Source organism: Acinetobacter pittii ATCC 19004 = CIP 70.29 (genome assembly GCF_000369045.1).
Classification (GTDB): Bacteria; Pseudomonadota; Gammaproteobacteria; order Pseudomonadales; family Moraxellaceae; genus Acinetobacter; species Acinetobacter pittii.
Genome location: NZ_KB849786.1, coordinates 480,489 through 500,829 on the forward strand (window position 1 = coordinate 480,489; position 20,341 = coordinate 500,829).

The 20,341-nt window shown below is 37.5% G+C and carries 17 protein-coding genes; 4 read left to right on the top strand and 13 right to left on the bottom strand.

The features are described 5' to 3' along the window. Positions 1–20 precede the first annotated feature (20 nt). Together cicA and F928_RS06515 are read right to left on the bottom strand one after the other, a co-directional pair. Positions 21–677 (bottom strand): HAD-IB family hydrolase, encoded by a 657-nt coding sequence (gene cicA, locus F928_RS06510; protein ID WP_002118401.1) that lies wholly within the window; start codon positions 675–677, stop codon positions 21–23. Further along, on the bottom strand, positions 644–1,852 hold the full coding sequence (locus tag F928_RS06515; protein WP_005803832.1) for a DUF1615 domain-containing protein: 1,209 nt from the start codon (positions 1,850–1,852) through the stop codon (positions 644–646). Before F928_RS06515 ends, cicA begins: the two co-directional genes overlap by 34 nt. Before the next feature lie 83 nt (positions 1,853–1,935). On the opposite strand from F928_RS06515, the gene dusB reads away from it, so the two are divergent. Then, entirely contained in the window at positions 1,936–2,961 is a 1,026-nt protein-coding gene (gene dusB / locus F928_RS06520; RefSeq protein WP_005073199.1) for a tRNA dihydrouridine synthase DusB, read from the top strand. 37 nt (positions 2,962–2,998) lie between these two features. Here the strand turns inward: dusB and F928_RS06525 are convergent, their stop codons facing one another. Both F928_RS06525 and F928_RS06530 read right to left on the bottom strand, forming a co-directional pair. Beyond that, entirely contained in the window at positions 2,999–4,045 is a 1,047-nt protein-coding gene (locus F928_RS06525) for an NAD(P)H-dependent flavin oxidoreductase (RefSeq protein ID WP_005073201.1), read from the bottom strand. Positions 4,046–4,162: 117 nt separating this feature from the next. After that, positions 4,163–4,864 (bottom strand): VIT1/CCC1 transporter family protein, encoded by a 702-nt coding sequence (locus tag F928_RS06530; protein ID WP_002118524.1) that lies wholly within the window; start codon positions 4,862–4,864, stop codon positions 4,163–4,165. Positions 4,865–5,131: 267 nt separating this feature from the next. Here F928_RS06530 and F928_RS06535 point away from each other — a divergent pair, with 267 nt between their 5' ends. Together F928_RS06535 and wecB are read left to right on the top strand one after the other, a co-directional pair. Next, on the top strand, positions 5,132–6,349 hold the full coding sequence (locus F928_RS06535; RefSeq protein ID WP_002118409.1) for a tetratricopeptide repeat protein: 1,218 nt from the start codon (positions 5,132–5,134) through the stop codon (positions 6,347–6,349). Position 6,350: 1 nt separating this feature from the next. Next, the gene (wecB, locus tag F928_RS06540) at positions 6,351–7,493 is read left to right on the top strand and encodes a non-hydrolyzing UDP-N-acetylglucosamine 2-epimerase (protein WP_002118829.1); all 1,143 of its coding nucleotides are present in this window, start codon (positions 6,351–6,353) and stop codon (positions 7,491–7,493) included. On the opposite strand, the gene F928_RS06545 is transcribed toward wecB, so the two are convergent. From F928_RS06545 to dacD, 9 genes are all read right to left on the bottom strand, one after another. Beyond that, on the bottom strand, positions 7,478–8,398 hold the full coding sequence (locus F928_RS06545) for a hypothetical protein (RefSeq protein WP_005073204.1): 921 nt from the start codon (positions 8,396–8,398) through the stop codon (positions 7,478–7,480). The two genes, wecB and F928_RS06545, sit on opposite strands and share 16 nt — an antisense overlap. Next, complete coding sequence (locus tag F928_RS06550; protein ID WP_005073207.1) at positions 8,376–10,220, bottom strand: hypothetical protein; 1,845 nt, start codon at positions 10,218–10,220, stop codon at positions 8,376–8,378. The genes F928_RS06545 and F928_RS06550 overlap by 23 nt, the downstream gene beginning before the upstream one ends. Beyond that, on the bottom strand, positions 10,221–11,471 hold the full coding sequence (gene icaA / locus F928_RS06555) for a glycosyltransferase family 2 protein (protein ID WP_005073209.1): 1,251 nt from the start codon (positions 11,469–11,471) through the stop codon (positions 10,221–10,223). After that, positions 11,458–12,354, bottom strand: coding sequence for a hypothetical protein (locus F928_RS06560; protein WP_005073210.1), 897 nt, complete (start codon positions 12,352–12,354; stop codon positions 11,458–11,460). The genes icaA and F928_RS06560 overlap by 14 nt, the downstream gene beginning before the upstream one ends. Beyond that, a complete protein-coding gene (locus F928_RS06565; RefSeq protein WP_005073212.1) occupies positions 12,354–13,097 on the bottom strand; it encodes a hypothetical protein in 744 nt (247 codons plus the stop codon). Before F928_RS06565 ends, F928_RS06560 begins: the two co-directional genes overlap by 1 nt. Positions 13,098–13,292: 195 nt before the next feature. After that, positions 13,293–14,735: a cryptochrome/photolyase family protein gene (phrB, locus tag F928_RS06570; protein ID WP_005073214.1), complete on the bottom strand. Its 1,443-nt coding sequence runs from the start codon at positions 14,733–14,735 to the stop codon at positions 13,293–13,295. Positions 14,736–14,853: 118 nt separating this feature from the next. Beyond that, positions 14,854–15,336 (bottom strand): FKBP-type peptidyl-prolyl cis-trans isomerase, encoded by a 483-nt coding sequence (gene slyD / locus F928_RS06575; RefSeq protein ID WP_002118581.1) that lies wholly within the window; start codon positions 15,334–15,336, stop codon positions 14,854–14,856. 135 nt (positions 15,337–15,471) lie between these two features. After that, entirely contained in the window at positions 15,472–16,758 is a 1,287-nt protein-coding gene (gene ndh, locus F928_RS06580; RefSeq protein ID WP_005073217.1) for an NAD(P)/FAD-dependent oxidoreductase, read from the bottom strand. Positions 16,759–16,856: 98 nt separating this feature from the next. Continuing rightward, on the bottom strand, positions 16,857–18,176 hold the full coding sequence (gene dacD, locus F928_RS06585) for a D-alanyl-D-alanine carboxypeptidase PBP6B (RefSeq protein WP_002118897.1): 1,320 nt from the start codon (positions 18,174–18,176) through the stop codon (positions 16,857–16,859). A 169-nt stretch (positions 18,177–18,345) separates the two neighbouring features. Between dacD and F928_RS06590 the strand changes: the two genes are divergently transcribed. Next, the gene (locus tag F928_RS06590; RefSeq protein ID WP_005073224.1) at positions 18,346–20,049 is read left to right on the top strand and encodes a M61 family metallopeptidase; all 1,704 of its coding nucleotides are present in this window, start codon (positions 18,346–18,348) and stop codon (positions 20,047–20,049) included. Positions 20,050–20,341: the final 292 nt, after the last annotated feature.

Here is a 20,341-nt window from a genome sequence, read left to right on the forward strand (position 1 = left end):
CTCAAATAAAAAAGCTCGCTTTAAGCGAGCTTTTTTTCTGGTGTTAAACGAGGTAAAACACGGTCTTCCCCTACCATATATGGATGTGTGGCGAGACTGAGCATGTCTAAGTCTTCCGAGCTATTACCATACGCATAAATCTGGTGGTAATGCTGTAGCGTATATTGCTGATGTATTCTTAACTTCTTTTGTTCACTACTACAGTCTGGAGTGGAATAGTAACCCGTCATCATGCCGTTTTTAATTTGAGTTTCAGTACAAATTAATTCGATATCTAGTAACTTGCAAAGTGGAGCAAGATAGACATCAATTGAAGCTGAAACTAATACGACCTGATCACCACGCAATTGATGGTGTTGTAACTGAGTAAAAATTTCAGGCGAAAGCGCAGAGACTAGCTCTTGCGCGTATTCTTCACCTAATTTTTGTAATTCAATTGCAGGAGTATTTTTAAACATGCTGCGGAATAACTTGGCACGCATAGCATGGGCAGGATAAAAGTTAAGATAGTAGGCTTGAATCCATGGCAGAATTTTCAAGCCTTGCTTAACAATATGACGCTTAGATAAAGCATAAAAGATGAACCCTGTAAAACTATCTTTACTACACAAGGTTCCATCAAAATCGAACAGGGCGAGACTTTTTATAGTCTTATTCGTTTCGCTCGTTGCATACATGTTTCATATCGTCCGTTTACGCGGGTTGCATACCAATTGGTATTATAATCACGACTTAATTTAGGCCCAGAAATCACTACTTGAGGCATAATTGCATAGAGCGGTTCTTTGCCAGTTTTTGATTTATAAAGTTTAGTCAGCGCAATATAAGTTTGAGTACTTTCAAACTTTTTCTCTTTTTCTAATTTAAGATCATCACGAATTTGTCTTGGTGTAACCAATACATTATTTTTTGCAAATACCGTAATCAGCTCTTTTTCTGACTCGCTTTGAGCTGCGCGTGGATCACCATCTTTTGTATAAAGAAGTAGATCGCCATCAAGGCTTATATCTTTATCCGTAAGTTCTTGTAGCATTTTTTGAAAAGCTGCATTACGGCTAGAGTACATACCAGAGTTATAATCCGCAAAACGATAAATGGCTTTATCATAGTCTGCCGGATAAACCATTAAACGATGTATGCCGTAATATAAACCACCGTATTCAGTATATAGGTCATCGCGGAGCGCAGCAGTACTCATACTCGAACGCTTATTGGCTTTCGCATAATTAATATGAACTTGCATTGAACCCAAAGTCGTAATAGGGTTCATTTTCTCGCCAATATCTTGACCAACCAATTTGGCTGCACCAGTTAAGGCACTCACATGATAGTGTTTAGCCATGAAGTCGAAAATTTCTCGGTAAAGTAAGTCGAGTTCTTTCTCGGTTTTAACTTTACGCATTTGACTCATATAGTTGTTATCAGGAGAGGGCTGAGTTCTTAGAACTTCTTCAAAGTAACCAGCAATTGTTCCACCAATGGTTTTGCCAAGCTTATCTTCAAATTTTTCATTTAAACGTGTACTAACTTCTTCAACTGCCTTTTGTCCTAACCCAGGCACTTGAGGGTTGGCAACAAAGTTAGATTCCTGATCCACTACAGCCACAATACTACAGACATTTTTCTTGGTTTTAGGAATATCCAAGTCTTTCATAATGTCATCAATATCTTTAGCCCATGACTCACGGTCATGCACACGCGATGGAATTAGACGTTTAATCTGTTGGCTTTCTAGTTCAGGCTCATCATTGTTTGACCACCAAGCTTTATCACCACAAGCAGCTAAACTCATGCATACGGCAGCCATGCCGAATGATTTTAATAAAAAACGGGAAGACAACGGTTTGTTCATGGCGAGGAAAGCACCTGCATAAAAAGATGAGCCGATTAAGCGGATGAAGTATACTATGTTGATCATCAATTGTATGAATATATATGTATATTGGTCCCTATCAACTGTCAAATAATTTAATTGTTGCTCCTATGGCGGGAGTTACTGACCGTCCATTTAGAACACTCTGCAAGTATTTTGGCGCAGGCCATGCAGTCAGTGAAATGATGACTGCTGATAAAACTTTGCGGATGAGCAAAAAGAGCCTCTACCGTGCGAACTTTGATGGTGAGCTCGCTCCGATCTCTGCTCAAATTGCAGGCTCTGATCCTGAGCAATTGGCAGAGGCTGCACGCTATCAAGTAGCAAATGGCGCACAAATTGTTGATATTAATATGGGATGTCCTGCCAAGAAAGTATGTAATAAGCTCGCTGGTTCAGCGTTATTACAAGATGAGGACTTGGTAGCGCGAATACTTGATGCAGTGGTCACTGCTGTTGATGTTCCCGTGACTTTGAAAACCCGTTTGGGCTTTTTAAATGGTCAGGAAAATATTTTAAGAGTCGCAAAAAGGGCAGAAGAAGCGGGGATTGCTGCGCTGGCTTTACATGGCCGTACTCGCGAAGACATGTATCTAAATACAGCACGTTATGATTTGATCAAACATGTCAAAGAATTAATCAATATTCCACTTATTGCGAACGGTGATATTGATAGTCCTGAAAAAGCAAAATATGTACTCGACTATACAGGGGCAGATGCAATTATGATTGGTCGAGCTGCTCAAGGTCGACCATGGATTTTTCGAGAAATTGCTCATTATTTAAAAACTGGAGAGCACTTAGCTGCGCCTAATATTGAAGAAGTTAAAGATGTACTTTTAGGACATTTGACTGAGTTATATCAATTTTATGGTGAATATTCTGGATGTCGTATTGCTCGTAAACATATTGCTTGGTACACCAAAGGATTACGTTCGAGTAATGAATTCCGCCAAAATATGTATAAAGTTGAAAGTACCGCTGAACAGGCAATAGTAGTCGAAAACTATTTTAATCAGTTATTGGCTGAAGGCAATTTGATGAGTGATGTTCAGGTTGAGCAGGTTAACTTACTAGAAACCCATTAAATAAAAAGCCAGTATATGATTACTGGCTTTTTAAGATTTATTCATCTTCTAGCATTTCTACAACTAACTGGTTAACCAGATCAGCAGCATCTAGCTCTCGTATTTGAGAGACATTACTACCCGCCCAAAAAGCGCCGAAGCCATAGTCTTTATTTTTGCTTGCAATTGCATTGAGTTGCTTAGCCAAATCATAAGTATATGGATATTCTGGTTGAGAAGGGCGATTTGGTAGATCAATTTGTGTGTGCCAATGGTTGAGCAATCCACGTGCAGGACGTCCAGAAAGACTGGCACTAATTTGTGTCACAGGCTCATTAAATAAAGCTTTACGATATTCGGCAGATGCGTTTGATGTATGGCATTGAACAAATGCTGTTCCGAGTTGAACAGCACTAGCTCCTAAGCTCAACATATGTCGTGCTTGTGCTCCATTCATAATACCGCCAGCGGCTACCACAGGTTGTTTGCAATGTTGGACAATCAGATGTACTAAATCACTGGTTTTAATTGCTGCATCAAAGGTTTTATTAAAAATTCCACGATGTCCGCCAGCTTCAATCCCTTGAGCAATAATAATATCAATACCAGCTGCCTCAATGGCTTGTGCTTCAACTAAATTGGTAGCAGATACCATCGTAATAATTCCGGCATCTTTTAATGCCTGAATTTGATGGGGATGGGGAATGCCAAAATGAAAACTGACAGCTTTAGGTTTGGTTTCTAATACGACATTTAAAAAATCATCATTATCAAGAAAACTTGGATAAATACAGTTTAAGTTTTGAGGAGGCTGTTCTCCGAAATTTTCAAATTGGGGGCGTAAATATTCAATCCATTGTGCTGAGGTTTGAGGGTTTAGTTGTTCGGGTTGATGGCAGAAAAAATTAACCTGAAATGATTTTTCTGTAAGTGTTTGGGTTTTTAAAATCTGTTCACGTGCACTTTGCGCCGTATTTGCACCTAGACCTAAGGATCCAAGACCACCCTGATTAGAAACTTCTGCTGCAAGTTCAGGTGTAGATACACCTGCCATAGGGGCAAGAAAAATTGGATGTTTAATTTCAAGTTGTTGTAATAGGTCCATTTTATTCACCTCATTTCTTTCTATTCACCATAGCGTGAAAACCGAACCAAGAGCAAATAATATTGGGCATTTAGTTTTTAAATATTTAGTTCTTAAACATTGATAAGTTCTGATTTTTTAAAGTGGAGTAACATGAAATAAAGAGCCGATCCAGCTTGAAAAGCCCATCGCTAAAATTCCCCACAAGGTAATGCGTAGACTCCCTTTAAGCTTGGAAGTACCTGCGAAATGACTTGATAGCGCTCCTAAAAAGGCTAATGAAATAATGCCAAATATTAAGACTGTTTTTTCGATCCATATATCTGGACTGAGTAAAATAGCCAGCATAGGAAACAATGCCCCAAATGAAAATGAGCCAGCTGAAGCTAATGCGGCTTGAATAGGGTTTGCTGCGGTATTTTCATGAATACCAATTTCATCACGCGCGTGAGCCCCTAATGCATCATGATTTGTAAGTTCAGTAGCAACTTGTAGAGCTAAGTCAGGTGCTAAGCCTCTGGATATATAAATTTGGGTGAGTTCGTCCAATTCACGCTGCGGATGCTTTTTGAGTTCTTGTTCTTCAAATTTTAAGTCGGCTTTTTCAATATCTTCTTGTGATTTTACTGAAATATATTCTCCTGCAGCCATAGAGGTTGCACCAGAAATTAAACCAGCAATACATGCAATAAGAAGTGTATGAGCAGAAGCCCCACTTGCAGCCATTCCCATAATTAGGCTAGTAACAGAAATAATTCCATCATTTGCCCCTAAAACGGCCGCCCTTAACCAACCTGAGCGGTGAATAAAATGATGTTCTGGATGCTGAGAAAAGGACATGTTTTCCCCTATTTGTAGTTATAAATTTTTATCTTATCCTATAAGATTATTTACAATAATACGATTAAAAAATGTGTCATTATAGGAAAAACAAACAGATAAGAACTTTTTTAAAACATAATATTAAAGGAGATAAAATGAACAATTTAAAGAACTCATCTACTTATATAAACAGTGTCATTTATGGGTTTAATTATAATACTTATTGATTAAATTTTAATTTGATTGCTACGCAAGCATTCTACCTATTTTACTCTAGAGGTCCCAATGAATAGCAAAACAATAAAATCTATAACCCGTTCCTTTATCGTTATTGGTTCGATCTGTCCAGCTTTAGGCCTCTTAAGTGTTGAGACTAGTTTTGCGCAAGAGATTGTTAATCAAGAATATAAACCAGGTAATCCAATTTATGATAAATGGGATCAATTTTATAAAATTGAAAAGACTCAACCTGAAAATGCCGAGAAGTTATTATTAGAACTTGGAGAGATGACACCACAAGATATTAAAGTATGGAAAAGTTTAACTTATTTACAGATTAGGTTAAGGAAACAAGATGCTGCTTTGCAAAGTCTAAGAAAAGCAGAGGCATTAGATCCAGCAGATGATAATTTAAAACTCCAAGAAGCTTATCTACTGAATTCTCAAAAACATAACAAAGAGGCTTTGGTAGTTTTTAAGGAGCTTACGCAATCTAAAGATGCGGATATTGCCAATAAGGCGACACAGGCCGTAAAGAATTTAAGTGGAGGGGAAGTCAAAACTTATTTCCGTGATGTGTATTTTGCACCTTCATATGAATCACGTTACGACGATGTAATTTTCCCACTTAAAGCTCGCTATGGTAAGAACCTCGATAATGGTCGAGCGCAGGTGTATGGCTTTTTAAATCTAAACCGCGATACTCAATCTCAAGGCGGAGTACGACCTGAAATTATTGATGAAAATGCAGTAACTCTAGGTGTCGGCGCTAATTATCAACCTTGGACTTCTATACCTGTACGCATGTATTTAGAAGTAGGTGGAAGCTATGATCTGATTGACCGAAATAGAGATAAATTTCGTGAAAGTGTTGTGGGTGGGATAGCAGGTTATCAAGAATGGTATTCTCAAAATAGTTGTAATCAGTCACTTTGTTTTAATGATTACTTCACTGATTTATATGGCAATGCTGCGACTTATTCTAGAGAAGATTATAACGTTATTGGCGATTTACGCTTACGTACGGGTTTGAATGTCTATAAGGGGGAAACGGGCACTGTACAGGCGTATATGAAATTGCATGGCTTAGCTGACAGTAAAGATGAGTATTACAATAATTTATTTGAATATGGCCCAGGTATTTCATGGCAGCCTTTTAATTATCAACCTATAAAATTACGTGTAGAACGACTATATGGCAATTACTTTAAAGATGTGCCAGTAAATACGAAAGATCATTACAACAATACTCGAGTAGAACTCGTTTTTTATAAGGATTTCTAAAATGAATAAAATTTTTATATCTATCGTATTTGGAACCCGTCCTGAATTAATCAAACTTGCCCCTGTGATTTTATTGGCAAAACAAGACCCTCGCTTTCAAGTTGAAGTGATTTTTACTGGACAGCATGACGAACTAGTAAGAGATGCGATAGATTTCTTTGGGGTTGAAATTGACCACCGTCTTAAAATTATGAATGCTGGACAAAGTTTAAATCAGCTCTTAATTCATGGTTTGAGCCAAATCGAGAATGTGTACACTGATGGACAAAAACGAGATGCAATTGTTATTCAGGGTGATACAACAACTGTTTTAGCAGCTGGCTTAGTCGCGTTTTCAATGAAAGTTCCTGTTGCGCATGTTGAAGCTGGTTTACGTTCTTATGATTTAGATCATCCTTTTCCAGAAGAGGGAAATCGTCAGTTAGTTTCACGTATTACTAAATGGCATTTTGCCCCGACTGAACAATCAAAAAGAAATCTACTTAATGAACAAATTCCGCCAGAACTCATTACTGTTACAGGCAATACTGTTGTTGACGCTGTGTATTTAGGGCGTAAATTAATTTCTGAAAAATCTGATTTGAAGAACCAGCTTGAACCTTATGGAATTCAATTAAAGCAGGATGACAAAGTTGTACTTATTACTGCCCATCGTCGTGAAAACTTTGGTGGTGGAATTCAAAATATTTGTAATGCAGTTGAGCACTTAGCTCAAGCACATCCTGATTTACATTTTATTTGGCCTGTACATTTGAACCCGGCAGTACATGATGTAGTCCATGATAAGTTTAAAGACCATTCCCAAATCCATCTTGTTAAACCATTAGACTACCCAAGTCTATTGGCAGTGATAGACCGATCGAATTTTATTTTGACGGATTCGGGAGGCTTACAAGAAGAAAGTCCATCATTTAATAAGCCAGTTTTGATCTTGCGGGATACTACCGAGCGACCAGAAGTTGTTGAGGTGGGAGCAGGCGTTTTGGTGGGTACAAATCAACAAAAAATTATTGAAGAAGCTGAAAAGTTACTCACCGACCAACAGCATTATGAAAAAATGGCACATGTGGAAAACCCATTTGGCGATGGGCAAGCTGCTCAACGTATTCTCAATCAAATTGCTAAATCTTATGAATCGGCATAATTATGATTTAAGGATCTCGTCTCATTTATGGTTTTATTCGCATGACCATAAGTGAGGCGGTACCATAAGCTCACAATATTAACGCACCAGCGGCTCATGTAATGAGGACCATCAAAAATATAAACAGTTTTACCTTCATATGCTTTTAGCTGAGAAATAATTTCCCAAGGGTATGCGGCTCTAAATTGCCCATTCTTTTTCACTCTAAAAGCTTCTAATACTATAATTACTTTGTCTTTTCCAAGTTTATGTTCAAGCTGATCTAAAATATGTTTGGCTTGTTTAGGCGACCGAACGCCTACGCCAACGCCATCTTGGAAAAAAACTCCCGTATGGTCAGGCAGCCAGCTTTTAACCCATAAATCATAATTTTCAGGCTCAGTTTCGCCACTATAAATACTCACCCAGACTGGTGAAGGAAGCTTCGATAACACATGACCTAAAGCACTGACTCGTAGCCAAGTTGGATCTGCTTCTACCGGAAAGTAATAACCTTTAAATGCTGTTTTTTGTTCTTTTATAATTTGGGCAGATTTTTCGCCTAACTCAATGACATTAGCTCGAGCTTTAGGTTCATTATATTCACCGGCTAAGCCTAATATAAGATTTTTTGCCCAAGGTTCTTGTTTAATCTTTTCTAAATTAATAGCTTTTTCCCATTGAGGAAAATTTGATTCTTTCCACCAAGATTTAGATTCAACAACAGACCATTGAGGAACAAATGTATCGACACCTAAGTAGTGCCAATTTCCTTCTGGAGGAGTCGTGTTATTGTCAGGTTGCCAGAAAATGCCTTCAATATGAGGGGCTTGACCTTGATGTTTGAAAAGCCCCGCATATCCAATGACACTACATATAATTAAAATAATAAAAGCAGCTATTTTAATTGGTATCTGTTTTCTCATTATTTCGTCTTAACCAGTACCACAAGAAGATAATTATTATCATAATTGCAGAGATAATCACAACTAGTAAGAAGAAAGAAGACTGTTGAACTAGAGGCGCCTTTTGATTTCCGACAATGAGTTTTTGTAAAACATAGATATTTCCATTTTCTGAAACCAACATTTTCGTCACGTTGTTTGGAATTTTATGTTGTATTTTTTCCCAAAGGTGCATAAACGTTTGTGCGCCACCTTGTGAGTCGGTAATCACATCAAAGCGGTTATTGTTATAACTGACAATAAAACCATTTTGGGCAGCAGGTGCATAAATAATATCCTGATGCATTAGTACTTGTTGTTGATAAATATCTTTGTTAACGCGGACATTTACGGATTGTGGCGCGCTCGGTGAATAACGGACTAGGTTGAGAGGCATTGGTGCTTGTGTTAAAAGCATTTTTTTCGCGGTTTGACCTAATACAATAGCGATATTTAACGCACCTGATTGATCATCAATCGCAATTGTAGGCGTCGTTGCTAAAGTCATTGAAATTGCGGCTACACCATTTTTGAGCTTATGAGGTAGCTTTACAGTAGACTTGGCTGTATCAATCCAGAGCGAACCATGTGCAGTGGGTAAACACTGAGAGTTAGCAATCACCGAGTTTTCAAGCTTTAAACTAAAATTGGTCGTATTGGAAATAGCTTTTGCAAAAATGTTGAATTGTCGGTTTACAGGATCGGAAGCAAGGTCGGCTGTTTTCATGCTTCCAGCAAGTCCTCCATCAATCCAAGCTGTAATATTGGAACCTTGTAATAAACCACTTTGAATACGAAGTGCGATTTGTCCTTGCAAGATATCGGTTGGTTGCCATACTGCTGGGAAATCAAGAAATAAGTTTTTTTCAGCGTGATTTAATCTGAAGTCCTCAATGCCTAAATCGGCAAGTGTGTTGATTTTTTTAAATTGTGCCCAAGTTGGGGTGGAGATTGTTGTGGGGAAAATTGCACTTCCTGTATCAAGTTGCTCTACGTATGAGGGATTGATTAGTCCATTTATGGCAGCAGTGAGTTCTTGTGGTGTGTGATAAGTAATTGAAAGAGTAGCCACTCCACCTGCTGGTTTTGCGATTTGTACTAGTGCTCCGCCTTTTAGTGGTGCTGCTGAGCGAATAACTTCAATAATAAAGTTTGTTTCAGGATTTAAATTGGTTTGTCCTGAATCAACCCATTCAACAGGTGTTATGGAGGTCCATGAACTTGCTAATCTGGCGAGCATGGAGGCTTCTATAATCTCTTTACGGTTGTATTTTAAAATACCAACAAATGGAGTAGGCCGTCTCGCTTGTGGGTTATATAAAGCATCTGGCAAATCTTTTAAGCGATATTCATTACGAATAGGTGTAAAGTCGAGCTGGGAATTACTTAAATAAGTTAGGTGATCAATATCTTCTGTACAGAATGTTTCTTTGGTTTGATTCAGCGTAGTCGGTTTCGCATATTGTTGAATAATAAAATCTAAACGGTGAAAACCACTCTGACTTGCTGGAATATCAAATTTGACTTGACCATCCCCACTTAGGGTAGTGTTATAAATGAGTTTATCATCATATTTTACAAGTAAAGTTGTATCGCTTTCAGTGGAATAATCACTTGAAAATTGAATGTTTTGCCACTGGGCACCTTTGCCAATATAGAAAAAATGAGGCTCGACTGTGTATTTAGTAGAAGTACTAATATCGTCCAGTTCCCATGTATACGCATGAGCAGACATGGCGAGCATAAGACTGGTGCTGGCAAGGAGCACTTGAGCTGTTTTGTAAAGATCAAAAGTCTTTTTCATTTATTTTTTCTCCTTGCTACGTTCCGTTTTGTACCATTGAAGGGAGTTGCCCTGTATTTTATTTTTAAGCATGTCATATGCGGCTTTAAAAACAATAAATAGAAATATTTGTGAGTAACTTACGTAAGATAGAACTGAATAAAAGTAGAGTTCTGGTTTAACTTTTTCGAGTGAAAGCGTAAACCACATTTGTGCCACATATAGGCAAAATGACAGTCCCCATAGAGTTGTGAATGGGCCTGGAACTGAAATACCCGCAATATCAAGTATGCCAAGGGTTAAGGTGATATGACTCCAGAATAAAGCGGGTACAAAAAGTATGTAGCACATGATGTTGTTAAGAATTTCAATTCCGATAGGAAAAGGCGTTCTTAATGCGACGGGTAAATATTTACGAGTCACATAAAAATTACCTTGGGTCCAACGTGAACGCTGTTTAACAAACACACTCAGAGATGGAGGATCTTGCTGCCAACCAATTGCATAGGGCACCCATTTAATCCGTTTTTGACCAATGAAAATCCTAAAACTCATTTCTGTATCATCGACCAATGACTTTTCATCAAAACTGCCTAAGGTTTCTAAAGCATCACGCCAAATCACATAGTTAGTACCCATTAATGTCGATAGCTCAAAACGTTGCCAACGACCGCCTTGGAAAATCCATTGGAAAAAGATGAACTCAATGGCAATAAATCGGGTCAAAATACTATCTTGCCAATTACGTGTTCTTACTTTTCCATTAACGGCTACTAATTTTTTATCGGCAAGTAGGGTTTGAGCTAGCAAGCGAACACAATCGGGTTCTGGTGTACTGTCTGCATCATAGACAACAATCAATTCGCCTCTAGCATGGGGGAGGCCATTATTAAGCGTTCTAGATTTACCTTTACCCCCCATTCCTTTAGGAACATTAACAATCTTTATGCAAGGATAAATTTTTGCCAAATTTTCGGCGATTTCTAGGGTGTTATCCTTTGACCCATCATTAATGAGTAAAACTTCATATGCTTCGGCTGGGTAATCTTGTTGAGCAATTGCATGCAAAGTATCTTCAATCACAACACCTTCATTATAGGCAGGGATCAAGACACTCAAAACGGGCCATCTCTCTGGTATTGGAAGGTTTTGTAACTCTTTTTCTGCTGTTTTTGAATATTTCCAAGCTTGATAACTTAACCACGCCCAAAATGCTTGTGGAATCCAAATCCCTAAAAATCCAAATAAGAAGAGAATATCAATGGGAGCCATTTGATTTAACCCTCCTGATAATAGACGAGATGAGCAAGACTAATAAAATCAACCCGATTACAAGAGAGAACCATGAAATATAGCTACCAAACGTACCAAGGAGGTCAGGGTAGGTACTCGTCAGAATTAGATCGAGTGGAACTACAACACTACTTAAACCGATAAAAATGTATCCAAGGAAATTAGTTTTTACATGCTCTGGCGTACTTATGTAATTAATCTTATTAAATTTCCAAGATATTCCGAGTTGAGGATATCGAATATTTGTTGTGGGTAGATCAGCAGGAGGATTAATAATAATTTCATACCCAGAAATATGACCGTTAAAACGTTTAGCCGAATAAAATAAATGCTGTTTTTGCTTAATTTCTCTAGAGGGTAACGGGAGCTGCGAAGGGTTAAATTGAATAATATAACTACCAGCGGTCTGTGAAATTAAATTTTCATCCCATCCCGTTGAGACAAAAGCAGCCATTGGGCGCAACCCAATTGCAGTCGAAAATGTGGCTTTAGCCGCAAAATATTGAGGTTGCTCTGATTTATAAAGTGCAATCGGAATCGCACCTTGGCTGACTGCTTCTTTGAGCAAGAAATAATGAGAAAAGCTAAAAACTTCATCCGGCAATATAATGCCAGGCTTGAACCCTTTATGAATAAGTCGTTGAAAGCTATCCGAGCTGATCTGGTCAATTGTAAAGATAGGCCACCATGTATCCTGATATGGAAAAAACATTGAAAGATCATCGGTACTCTGAACTTCTGTTTTTGTTTGTTCCGTTTTAATCTCACAATGATAATATTGCCGATAGAACTGCTGTAAAGTGGCATCAGGATACTGACTAGATGCAATAATAATTCCACAAATATTAAGAAGATTAGACATTAAGTAATCTCCTCTTCAGGTGGAATCTGAATAACTTTATATTCGACTTCAAGCCGCAAAGTCATAATTTCTTTTAGCTTTTTAATAAATTCAGGTTCTTCATCCGTTTTTTGCTTGCGAATTACAATGCTGTATATAGTTTCAAGATCATCATCAGCAAACTGGAAAACGATTTCTTGTGGATGATGTTGGCTCAAAATTTTAATCATTTCATTTTGAGTGGTTTTCCACACATCGTCGCCTAACATTTCTTTAATTAAGCTTCGGTTGAGAATTCTAATTTCAAAGACTTCATAGTCTTGAATGTGATGATGATCAAGAAGCTTAAAGAAACTGCGTTGAAAATACTTGAGTGCGCTAAGCGGGAAAATATCACGGCGATAATTACGGTCATAACTTTGAATATCGCGGTATTTTTGAACGTTAATTTCAATATTATGGCGAACAGCACTCAGAAAAAGAGGAGTGAGGGGAATAATAAAAAGTAAAAGAAGCTGACGTTCAATATGCGTCTGAGCCCCTAAGTCGAGTAGAAAATATACTGCAACACCGATAAAAGCGAGTAAGCCCACAATTAAGGATGCACCAACTTGTAAAAAAGCTCCAGAAATTAAAAGAATGAGAATAAAAATCCAGCTTCCTCTAAAACTTACAGGCAACCACTCATACGCCACCATGCCCATAAATAGATGAGCTGCGATAATCCATAAGACGAGTGTTCTTCCAGGGTTCTTTTGTTGCATGTGAGCTATAGCTACCTTATTGTAATGTTAATTTTTTTATACTTTTATTACTAAATGTGAGACATTGCGAAGTTGTTGTTGTTTATGGCCTTTTTTAAGTATCTATTATGTTTATTTGTAGAACAAAGTCTCACTATAGTCAAATACTGTTATTATTTTTTAATTAAAAATAAACACTTAAGACGTAATTCTTATTTAAATACTCTTGAAAGTTTCAATTGCTTTAAGACGAGTTTCCTTTAAATCTACAATTGGTTTTGGATAATTTAACTGAATATTCGTTTTAGTCGAGTAGGGCTCATGAATGGCTTTATTGTCTAGATGAGCTAATTCTTCAACCCATTGACGAATATAATCTCCATTTGGATCAAATTTCTTTGATTGAGCAATAGGGTTAAAAATTCTAAAGTAAGGTACGGCATCAGTTCCGGTAGAAGCACACCATTGCCAGCCACCATTATTTGCTGCTAAATCCCCATCGATTAAATGCTCCATAAACCATTGTTCACCTACTCGCCAATCGATGAGTAAGTTTTTACATAAAAACATAGCGGTAATCATGCGAACACGATTATGCATCCATCCCGTTTTTAAAAGTTGACGCATTCCAGCATCAATAATCGGTATACCTGTCTGGCCCGTTTGCCATGCAATTAGGTGCTCTGGGTTGTGATTCCACTTAATTTTCTGAGTGTCTTTTTTAAACGGAATATGTTTAGAAACATGGGGGAAATCAAATAAAATATGTTGATAAAATTCTCGCCAAATGAGTTCATCTAACCAAGTCTGCTGGCCTTCATTTGTCAAATGAAAGTTGCCATGTTCAGCCCTAAAAAGAGCTTGCAGGCACTGGCGGATAGACAAAATCCCAATGTTTAAGTAGGGGGAAAGTTGGCTAGTTCCTCTTACATTGGGAAAGTCACGTTCAGACTTATAATCAGATAAATGATCTTTAATAAATATGTCGAGCTGCTCTAGAGCAAAATTTTCTCCAGCTGGCCATAAGCCTTTTTGCTCTTTAGAAACAGAAGGATCAAAAAAAGCTTCAATATCTTCTAGAGTTAAGCTGTTTATTTTTGAAAAAGACGCTGGATAGCTACTTTGCTTTTCAGGAATTGGATAGCATTGAGGTAAACCACTGATATCCAATTTTGAATAACATGCTTTTTTGAATGCACCGAAAATCTTGTAGGGCTGCTGTGATTGATTGCGAATAGAGCATAAAGGAAAAATCGTACGGTCATGGAATAAAAAGAGCTCTTTACCTTGTTGATTTAAAAAATCTTGTACAGTTTTATCTCTTTTTAATTCATTAACGCCGATCTCTATATTTGAATAGACATTTTCAATATTAAGTTGAGTGCTAAGTTCACCAATATAATCAGCGATATCTTTCCAGTAAGGAATGACTTGGATAATAAGGGGAATATTAAGTTGTTCTAGTTCTTTTTTTAGTTGTTGAAGTTGACGTAAATAGAAATTAATTTTTATAGGCGCATCGTGATGCATTTTCCATTGTTCAGGCGGTAAAATAATTAACCCAATACAAGGCCCTTGTTGAGAGGCATGCCATAAAGCAGCATGGTCTCGAACTCTCAAATCTTGACGAAACCAAATTAGCTGATTTACGTTTGACATGAAAATTGGCCCTTATAGAGTGAGGTGAGTTAAAGAATTATTATCAAAATATTATATAAAAATAAATACATAAAAAAAGCAAAGCCGAAGCTTTGCTCTTATCATCTTTAAAGATGAATTAGTGGTGATGACCACCAGCACCGTGTACGTGACCGTGATCTAATTCTTCTTGAGAAGCATCACGGATTTCTACGATTTCAACTTCAAAAGTTAAATCTTGACCAGCAAGTGGGAAGTTAGCATCAACAACAACGTTGTCGCCTTCAACCGCTTTAACAGTAACGATCTGTACGCCGTCATCTGTTTGAGCTTGGAATTGCATACCAGGTTGAATGTTCTCAACACCTTGGAACATTTGAGCTGGAACTTCTTGTACTAGGTCTGGGTTGTATTCGCCATAACCTTCAGCAGCTGGAACGTTAACAGTGAATTTTTCACCAACAGTTTTACCTGTTAATGCATTTTCTAAACCAGGAATGATATTGCCTGCACCGTGCAAATAGGCAAGTGGTTCACCTTGAGATTGATCAAGTGTTTCACCCTCAGCGTTTGTTAATTTGTAGTGGAATGAAACCACGTGGTTATTTGCAATAGCAGTCATGTTTTTGATCCATTCAATCAATTGAAGCGTACATCATAAAGTGAAAAATAAATTTTGTAGACTACAAAATCTTAATCTTTGGCACTTTTTCTGATGCGTTTTTATATAAATAGGGACGAACTTAAAAAATTCAACTTAATACAGCTTAATTTTTGGACGTACACGTCTTGTAAGTAAATCTTTCATTGTGAGTAGTCCAGCCTGAGTATATCCGTGAATCGTTGCTTGATGTAAACGATATAAAGAGACATACATTGTTTTCGCAATATAGCCTTGCACGCTTACATCTCCAAGTAATTCTCCAACGGCTTTATGACGACTTAAAGACACGAGAGAACCTTTGTCGTTAAATGTAAACATCGGCTGTGATCGGCCATTTAGTCGAGCAGCCATAGCATCGACTAAGAAACTGGCCTGTTGGCTTGCAACTTGAGCACGGGGGCCAAGTGGAGGATGTCTTGCATCAAGTTGGCAATGAGCACAGTCACCAAACGCAAATACATTTGGATCAGAATAGGTTTGCAAGGTCGCATAGACCATCAGGCGGTTAATGTTATCGCGTTTAAAATCGGTAAAACTTTCTAATACCTTCGGTGCTTTTACACCTGCGGCCCAAACGGTAATATCACTTTTAAGTTGGTTGCCATTGCTAAAGTAGATGCAATGCTCATCAATTTTTTCAACGCGGTGTTGAGTTAAAATTTCAACCCCCATTTTTTTGAGTTGCTCAGCACTGTGTTCAGCAGTTTTATCGCTTAGAGCAGGTAAAATACGCTCAGAAGCTTCAATCAGTGTAATTTTGACTTGGTTTGGATGAATCTTCTTTAAACCATATCGATAAAAGTTTTTAGTTGTCTCAATTAACTCAGCTGCCAGTTCTACACCTGTTGCTCCCGCACCAACAATTCCAATATTTAAAGTTCGTTGATTGGGTTGATTTTGAGCTTCAATATAAAGATGTAATAAATCTTGCTGGAAAATATCGGCTTGCTTTCTGCTATCAAGGAAATGGCAGTTTTCACGCACTCCAGTGGTATTAAAATCATTTGATACCGAACCAAGCGCTAAAATAAGTGTGTCATAACTTAGCTCTTGCGAATGATTCTGTTGATCCTTAGACACTTGAGGGAGCATTAGTTCAATTAATTTTTTATCTTTATTAACCCCAACTAATGTTCCGAGCACAAATTCGTAATGATGTTTTTCTGAGTGCGCAAAATAGTTAGTTTGTTCTTCGTGGGGATTTAAAGAACCAGCAGCAATTTCATGAAGCAATGGTTTCCAAATATGGGTAAGGTTTTGGTCAACCAATGTAATCTTTGCTTTACGATTTTTCCCAAAAGTTTCACCGAGTTGTGTTGCCAGTTCTAAGCCGCCAGCACCACCACCAACAATTACAATATGATGTAAATTTTGGGTCATTTTTTTCACCTAATTATTTTTCTATAAAAAAAGATGGCTAAATTATGCCATCTTTTATTTATAAAAATTATTGTGCGTCTGTGCACAATTTGATGTTTTTAGTGCGAATCTACTGGGTAGAGTTTAGCAGCACTATGTTCACTTGATGAAAAAATAGAGAAGAGGCTAGAAAACCACATTGCGATTTTTTGGAAAATGTTGGCTTCTTCAATATGTACGTTATCTTCGATTTGAAGACTACGGATCAGTTGATTATTTTGATAAATCGATACTGTTGCCAAACTTACGACTTTCATTAATGGCGCAGTTAATTGTTTTTCATTGAGCTCAATGTTTACATGTGTTTGAGTCGTTTCAAGTGGAGCAATCACCTTGAGCTGTTGGTTACTATCAAGTACTTGAACGCGTTGAGTTGCATTATCAAAAGTATTTAGGTCAATTGGTGCTGGGTCTGCATATAAAGATGTCGTTACAATTGTTGGTTGCTTTGTTTCAACCTTAAACATTTTTAAAGTCGACTTTACAACAGGTAGTTCAGCAATTAATTTCTGCTCAGGAATAATCACTTCATCACGTGTATAGGCGTAAGCAAGATTCATTAATTTATCTGCAATCTCAGCGCGTTTTACAGCACTCGGTGTACCTAAAACAATGACTAATAAACGTCTTTGAGTTAAGTCAGATGAGAATGAAGGACGTGAAGCTGTGAGTGCCAAATTATAACCCGCTGCTTTGGTATATCCCGTTTTTAGGCCATCTACATATGGGTCATATTTGAGCGCAAGGTTTGTCGCATGATGGAAGCGTTGGTTATAACTAAAGTTTGGCATTTTTGAATAATGCAAATATTCAGGGGTCTGCTTAATTACAGCCTGACTTAATAAGCTAAGGTCGTGTGCTGTAGTGAAATGGTCTGGCATCGTAATTCCGGCAGGATTACTAAAATGAGTATCTTTCATACCCAAAGCTTGAGCTTCCTGATTCATACGTTGCACGAAGCGCGGAACATCACCAGAGATTTTTTCAGCTAAAGTCACGGCTGCATCATTAGCAGACATTACGATTAAACCTGCCAATAACTGATCAACTGAAATCTGTTCACCAGCTTTAAGATACATTTGTGATTCATCCCACTGCACAACACTAACCACTGGAGTTGCAGTAATGATTTCTTCTTTTTTCAGTTTTCCAGCTTTAATCTCTTTTAGGGCAATGTAGGCAACCATCATTTTGGTTAAAGATGCTGGTGCACGTTGCACATGGCTATTATGCTCAGCAATGATTTGACCCGATTGAGTATCTACAATAGTCCATGCAGCAGCTTCAACACTTTCAGGTGCAATATTGAGTAGTGCAGCATTGGTTAGAGTAGTACAAAAAATACTAAAGAGGGTAAAAAGAGATAGAAAAAATTTCACGGATGACCTTAACTTCACTGGCAAATACGGGACACAGATGCACAGCATGCTATGCCTTTTTTTCATGGAAGGCTAGTGGGAATTGTTGCCAAAAAATACATCTACGCAAGACGATACAAAAAAGTGATAATCTAATGTGAAGCCGTTCTTATTTTAAATTGAAGAATTTATGTTGCATTATCAAATTGAGTTCGATGATTACAAACAGCACCTTGTTCACGTGACAATTCGTTTTTTAGCCAACCCAAATCAGGAACTTTGGCTACCAACGTGGATTCCAGGTAGTTATCTAATTCGAGAGTTCTCAAAACATATTGAATCCGTTAAAGCTTATGATGAAGCTGGACGTCTGCTGGACATTAAAAAAACGAGCAAGAATCGCTGGCGTTTATTTAATACAGATCATGAATTAATGACGATTGAATATGATGTGTATGCATATGACTTGTCTGTCCGTGGTGCTTATGTAGACCAGACTCGTCTATATATTAATCCTGCGTGTGTATGTTTGGCTTTAGAAGGGCAGGAGCAGTCTGCTTGTGAAGTCGAAGTTTTCTTGCCGGATGAATTAAAGCATTTTCAGTTAGCAACAGGCTTAGCTTCAAAAAGCTTAGTCAAAGGTCGATTTACTTTAAAAGCAGATCATTACGATCAACTGATTGATAGTCCATTTGAATTGGCTGATCAAACACGCTTTAGTTTTGAGACGAACGGCATTGAACATGAGTTCGTAATTTCTGGTTCGCACAATACCAATATTGATCGCCTAAAAGCCGATATTGAAAAGATTTGTGCAGCTGAAATAAATATGTTCGGGTCAGCACCATTTAAAAACTATACCTTTATGACCATGGCAACAGGGAATAGTTATGGCGGATTAGAGCATTGTAATAGCACAAGCTTGATTACACCGCGTGAGGATTTGCCAAAATCGAATGAACCAACTGAACCTTCTAAAGATTATCAACGCTTTTTAGGCTTATGTAGTCATGAATATTTTCATTCATGGTTAGTCAAGTTTATCCGCCCAGAAAACTTTGCAAACTATAATTTGCATCAAGAAGGCTACACGTCTTTATTGTGGATATTTGAAGGCTTTACTTCATATTACGATGACCTGATTTTATTACGTAGTGGCGTAATTTCTCAGAAGTCTTATCTTGATTTACTCAAAGCACAAATTGACCGTTATTTGCAAAACCCAGGTCGTTTTGTTCAAACAGTTGCAGAGTCAAGTTTTGACGCGTGGATTAAATTTTATCGCCAAGATGAAAACTCGAATAATGCGGGCACCAGTTACTACAATAAAGGTTCGCTTGTAGCATTATGTCTAGATTTAGGTTTACGTCTACGGGGTTCTAGTCTTGATGCTTTAATGCGTCGGTTATATGAAAACACTCAAAATGGTATGCAAGTAAACGAAAGAACCATTTTTGATTTATGTAAAGAACTGACGGGTGATAGCTGGATTGAACAAATTAATCATTTGATTAATACCACTGATGAATTGCCACTTGATCAACTGTTCCCTGAGTTTGGCTTAAGTTATAGAGTTAAAACTGACAAATCTTTGCCACTTGGTTTGAAACTTGTTGATAAGCCTGAAGGTGTACTCGTGCAAAGTACTCGCCGTGATAGCGCAGCAGCTAAAGCAGGTATTTCTGCCAATGATGTAATTATTGCAATTGATGGGCTAAAAGCGACCACTAAACTTGTTGAGAAGTATGCAAAGCAGGGCGGTACTTATACTGTGTTTGCTTTCCGTCGCGATGAGTTACTATCTTTTGAAGTTGAATGTGCTACATCTGATTTAACTGAAGTTGAACTTATTATTGAAGATCAGGCTAAAACTGAAAAATGGTTAAAAGCTTAAATAACAGATAAATAGTTTATAAAAAACCGATGTTTTGTACGTCGGTTTTTTATTTTTTAAGTGCTGCTAAACGATGAGATTCGTTTTATCTTTGAGTTTGTTTTGAATGAAAAGTATAATAATTGTCAGAACTCTGAAAGATATCTCATGTAATTTAATCGTATTCAGTCCCTAAAAAAGTAATGATGAATTATGTATTACTTAAAGTTGGGTATAGGAATATTATCAATAGATTTAAATTATGTATTATTTCGCTGCGAAATGTCGTTATCACTGGATATTTCGTTGACTG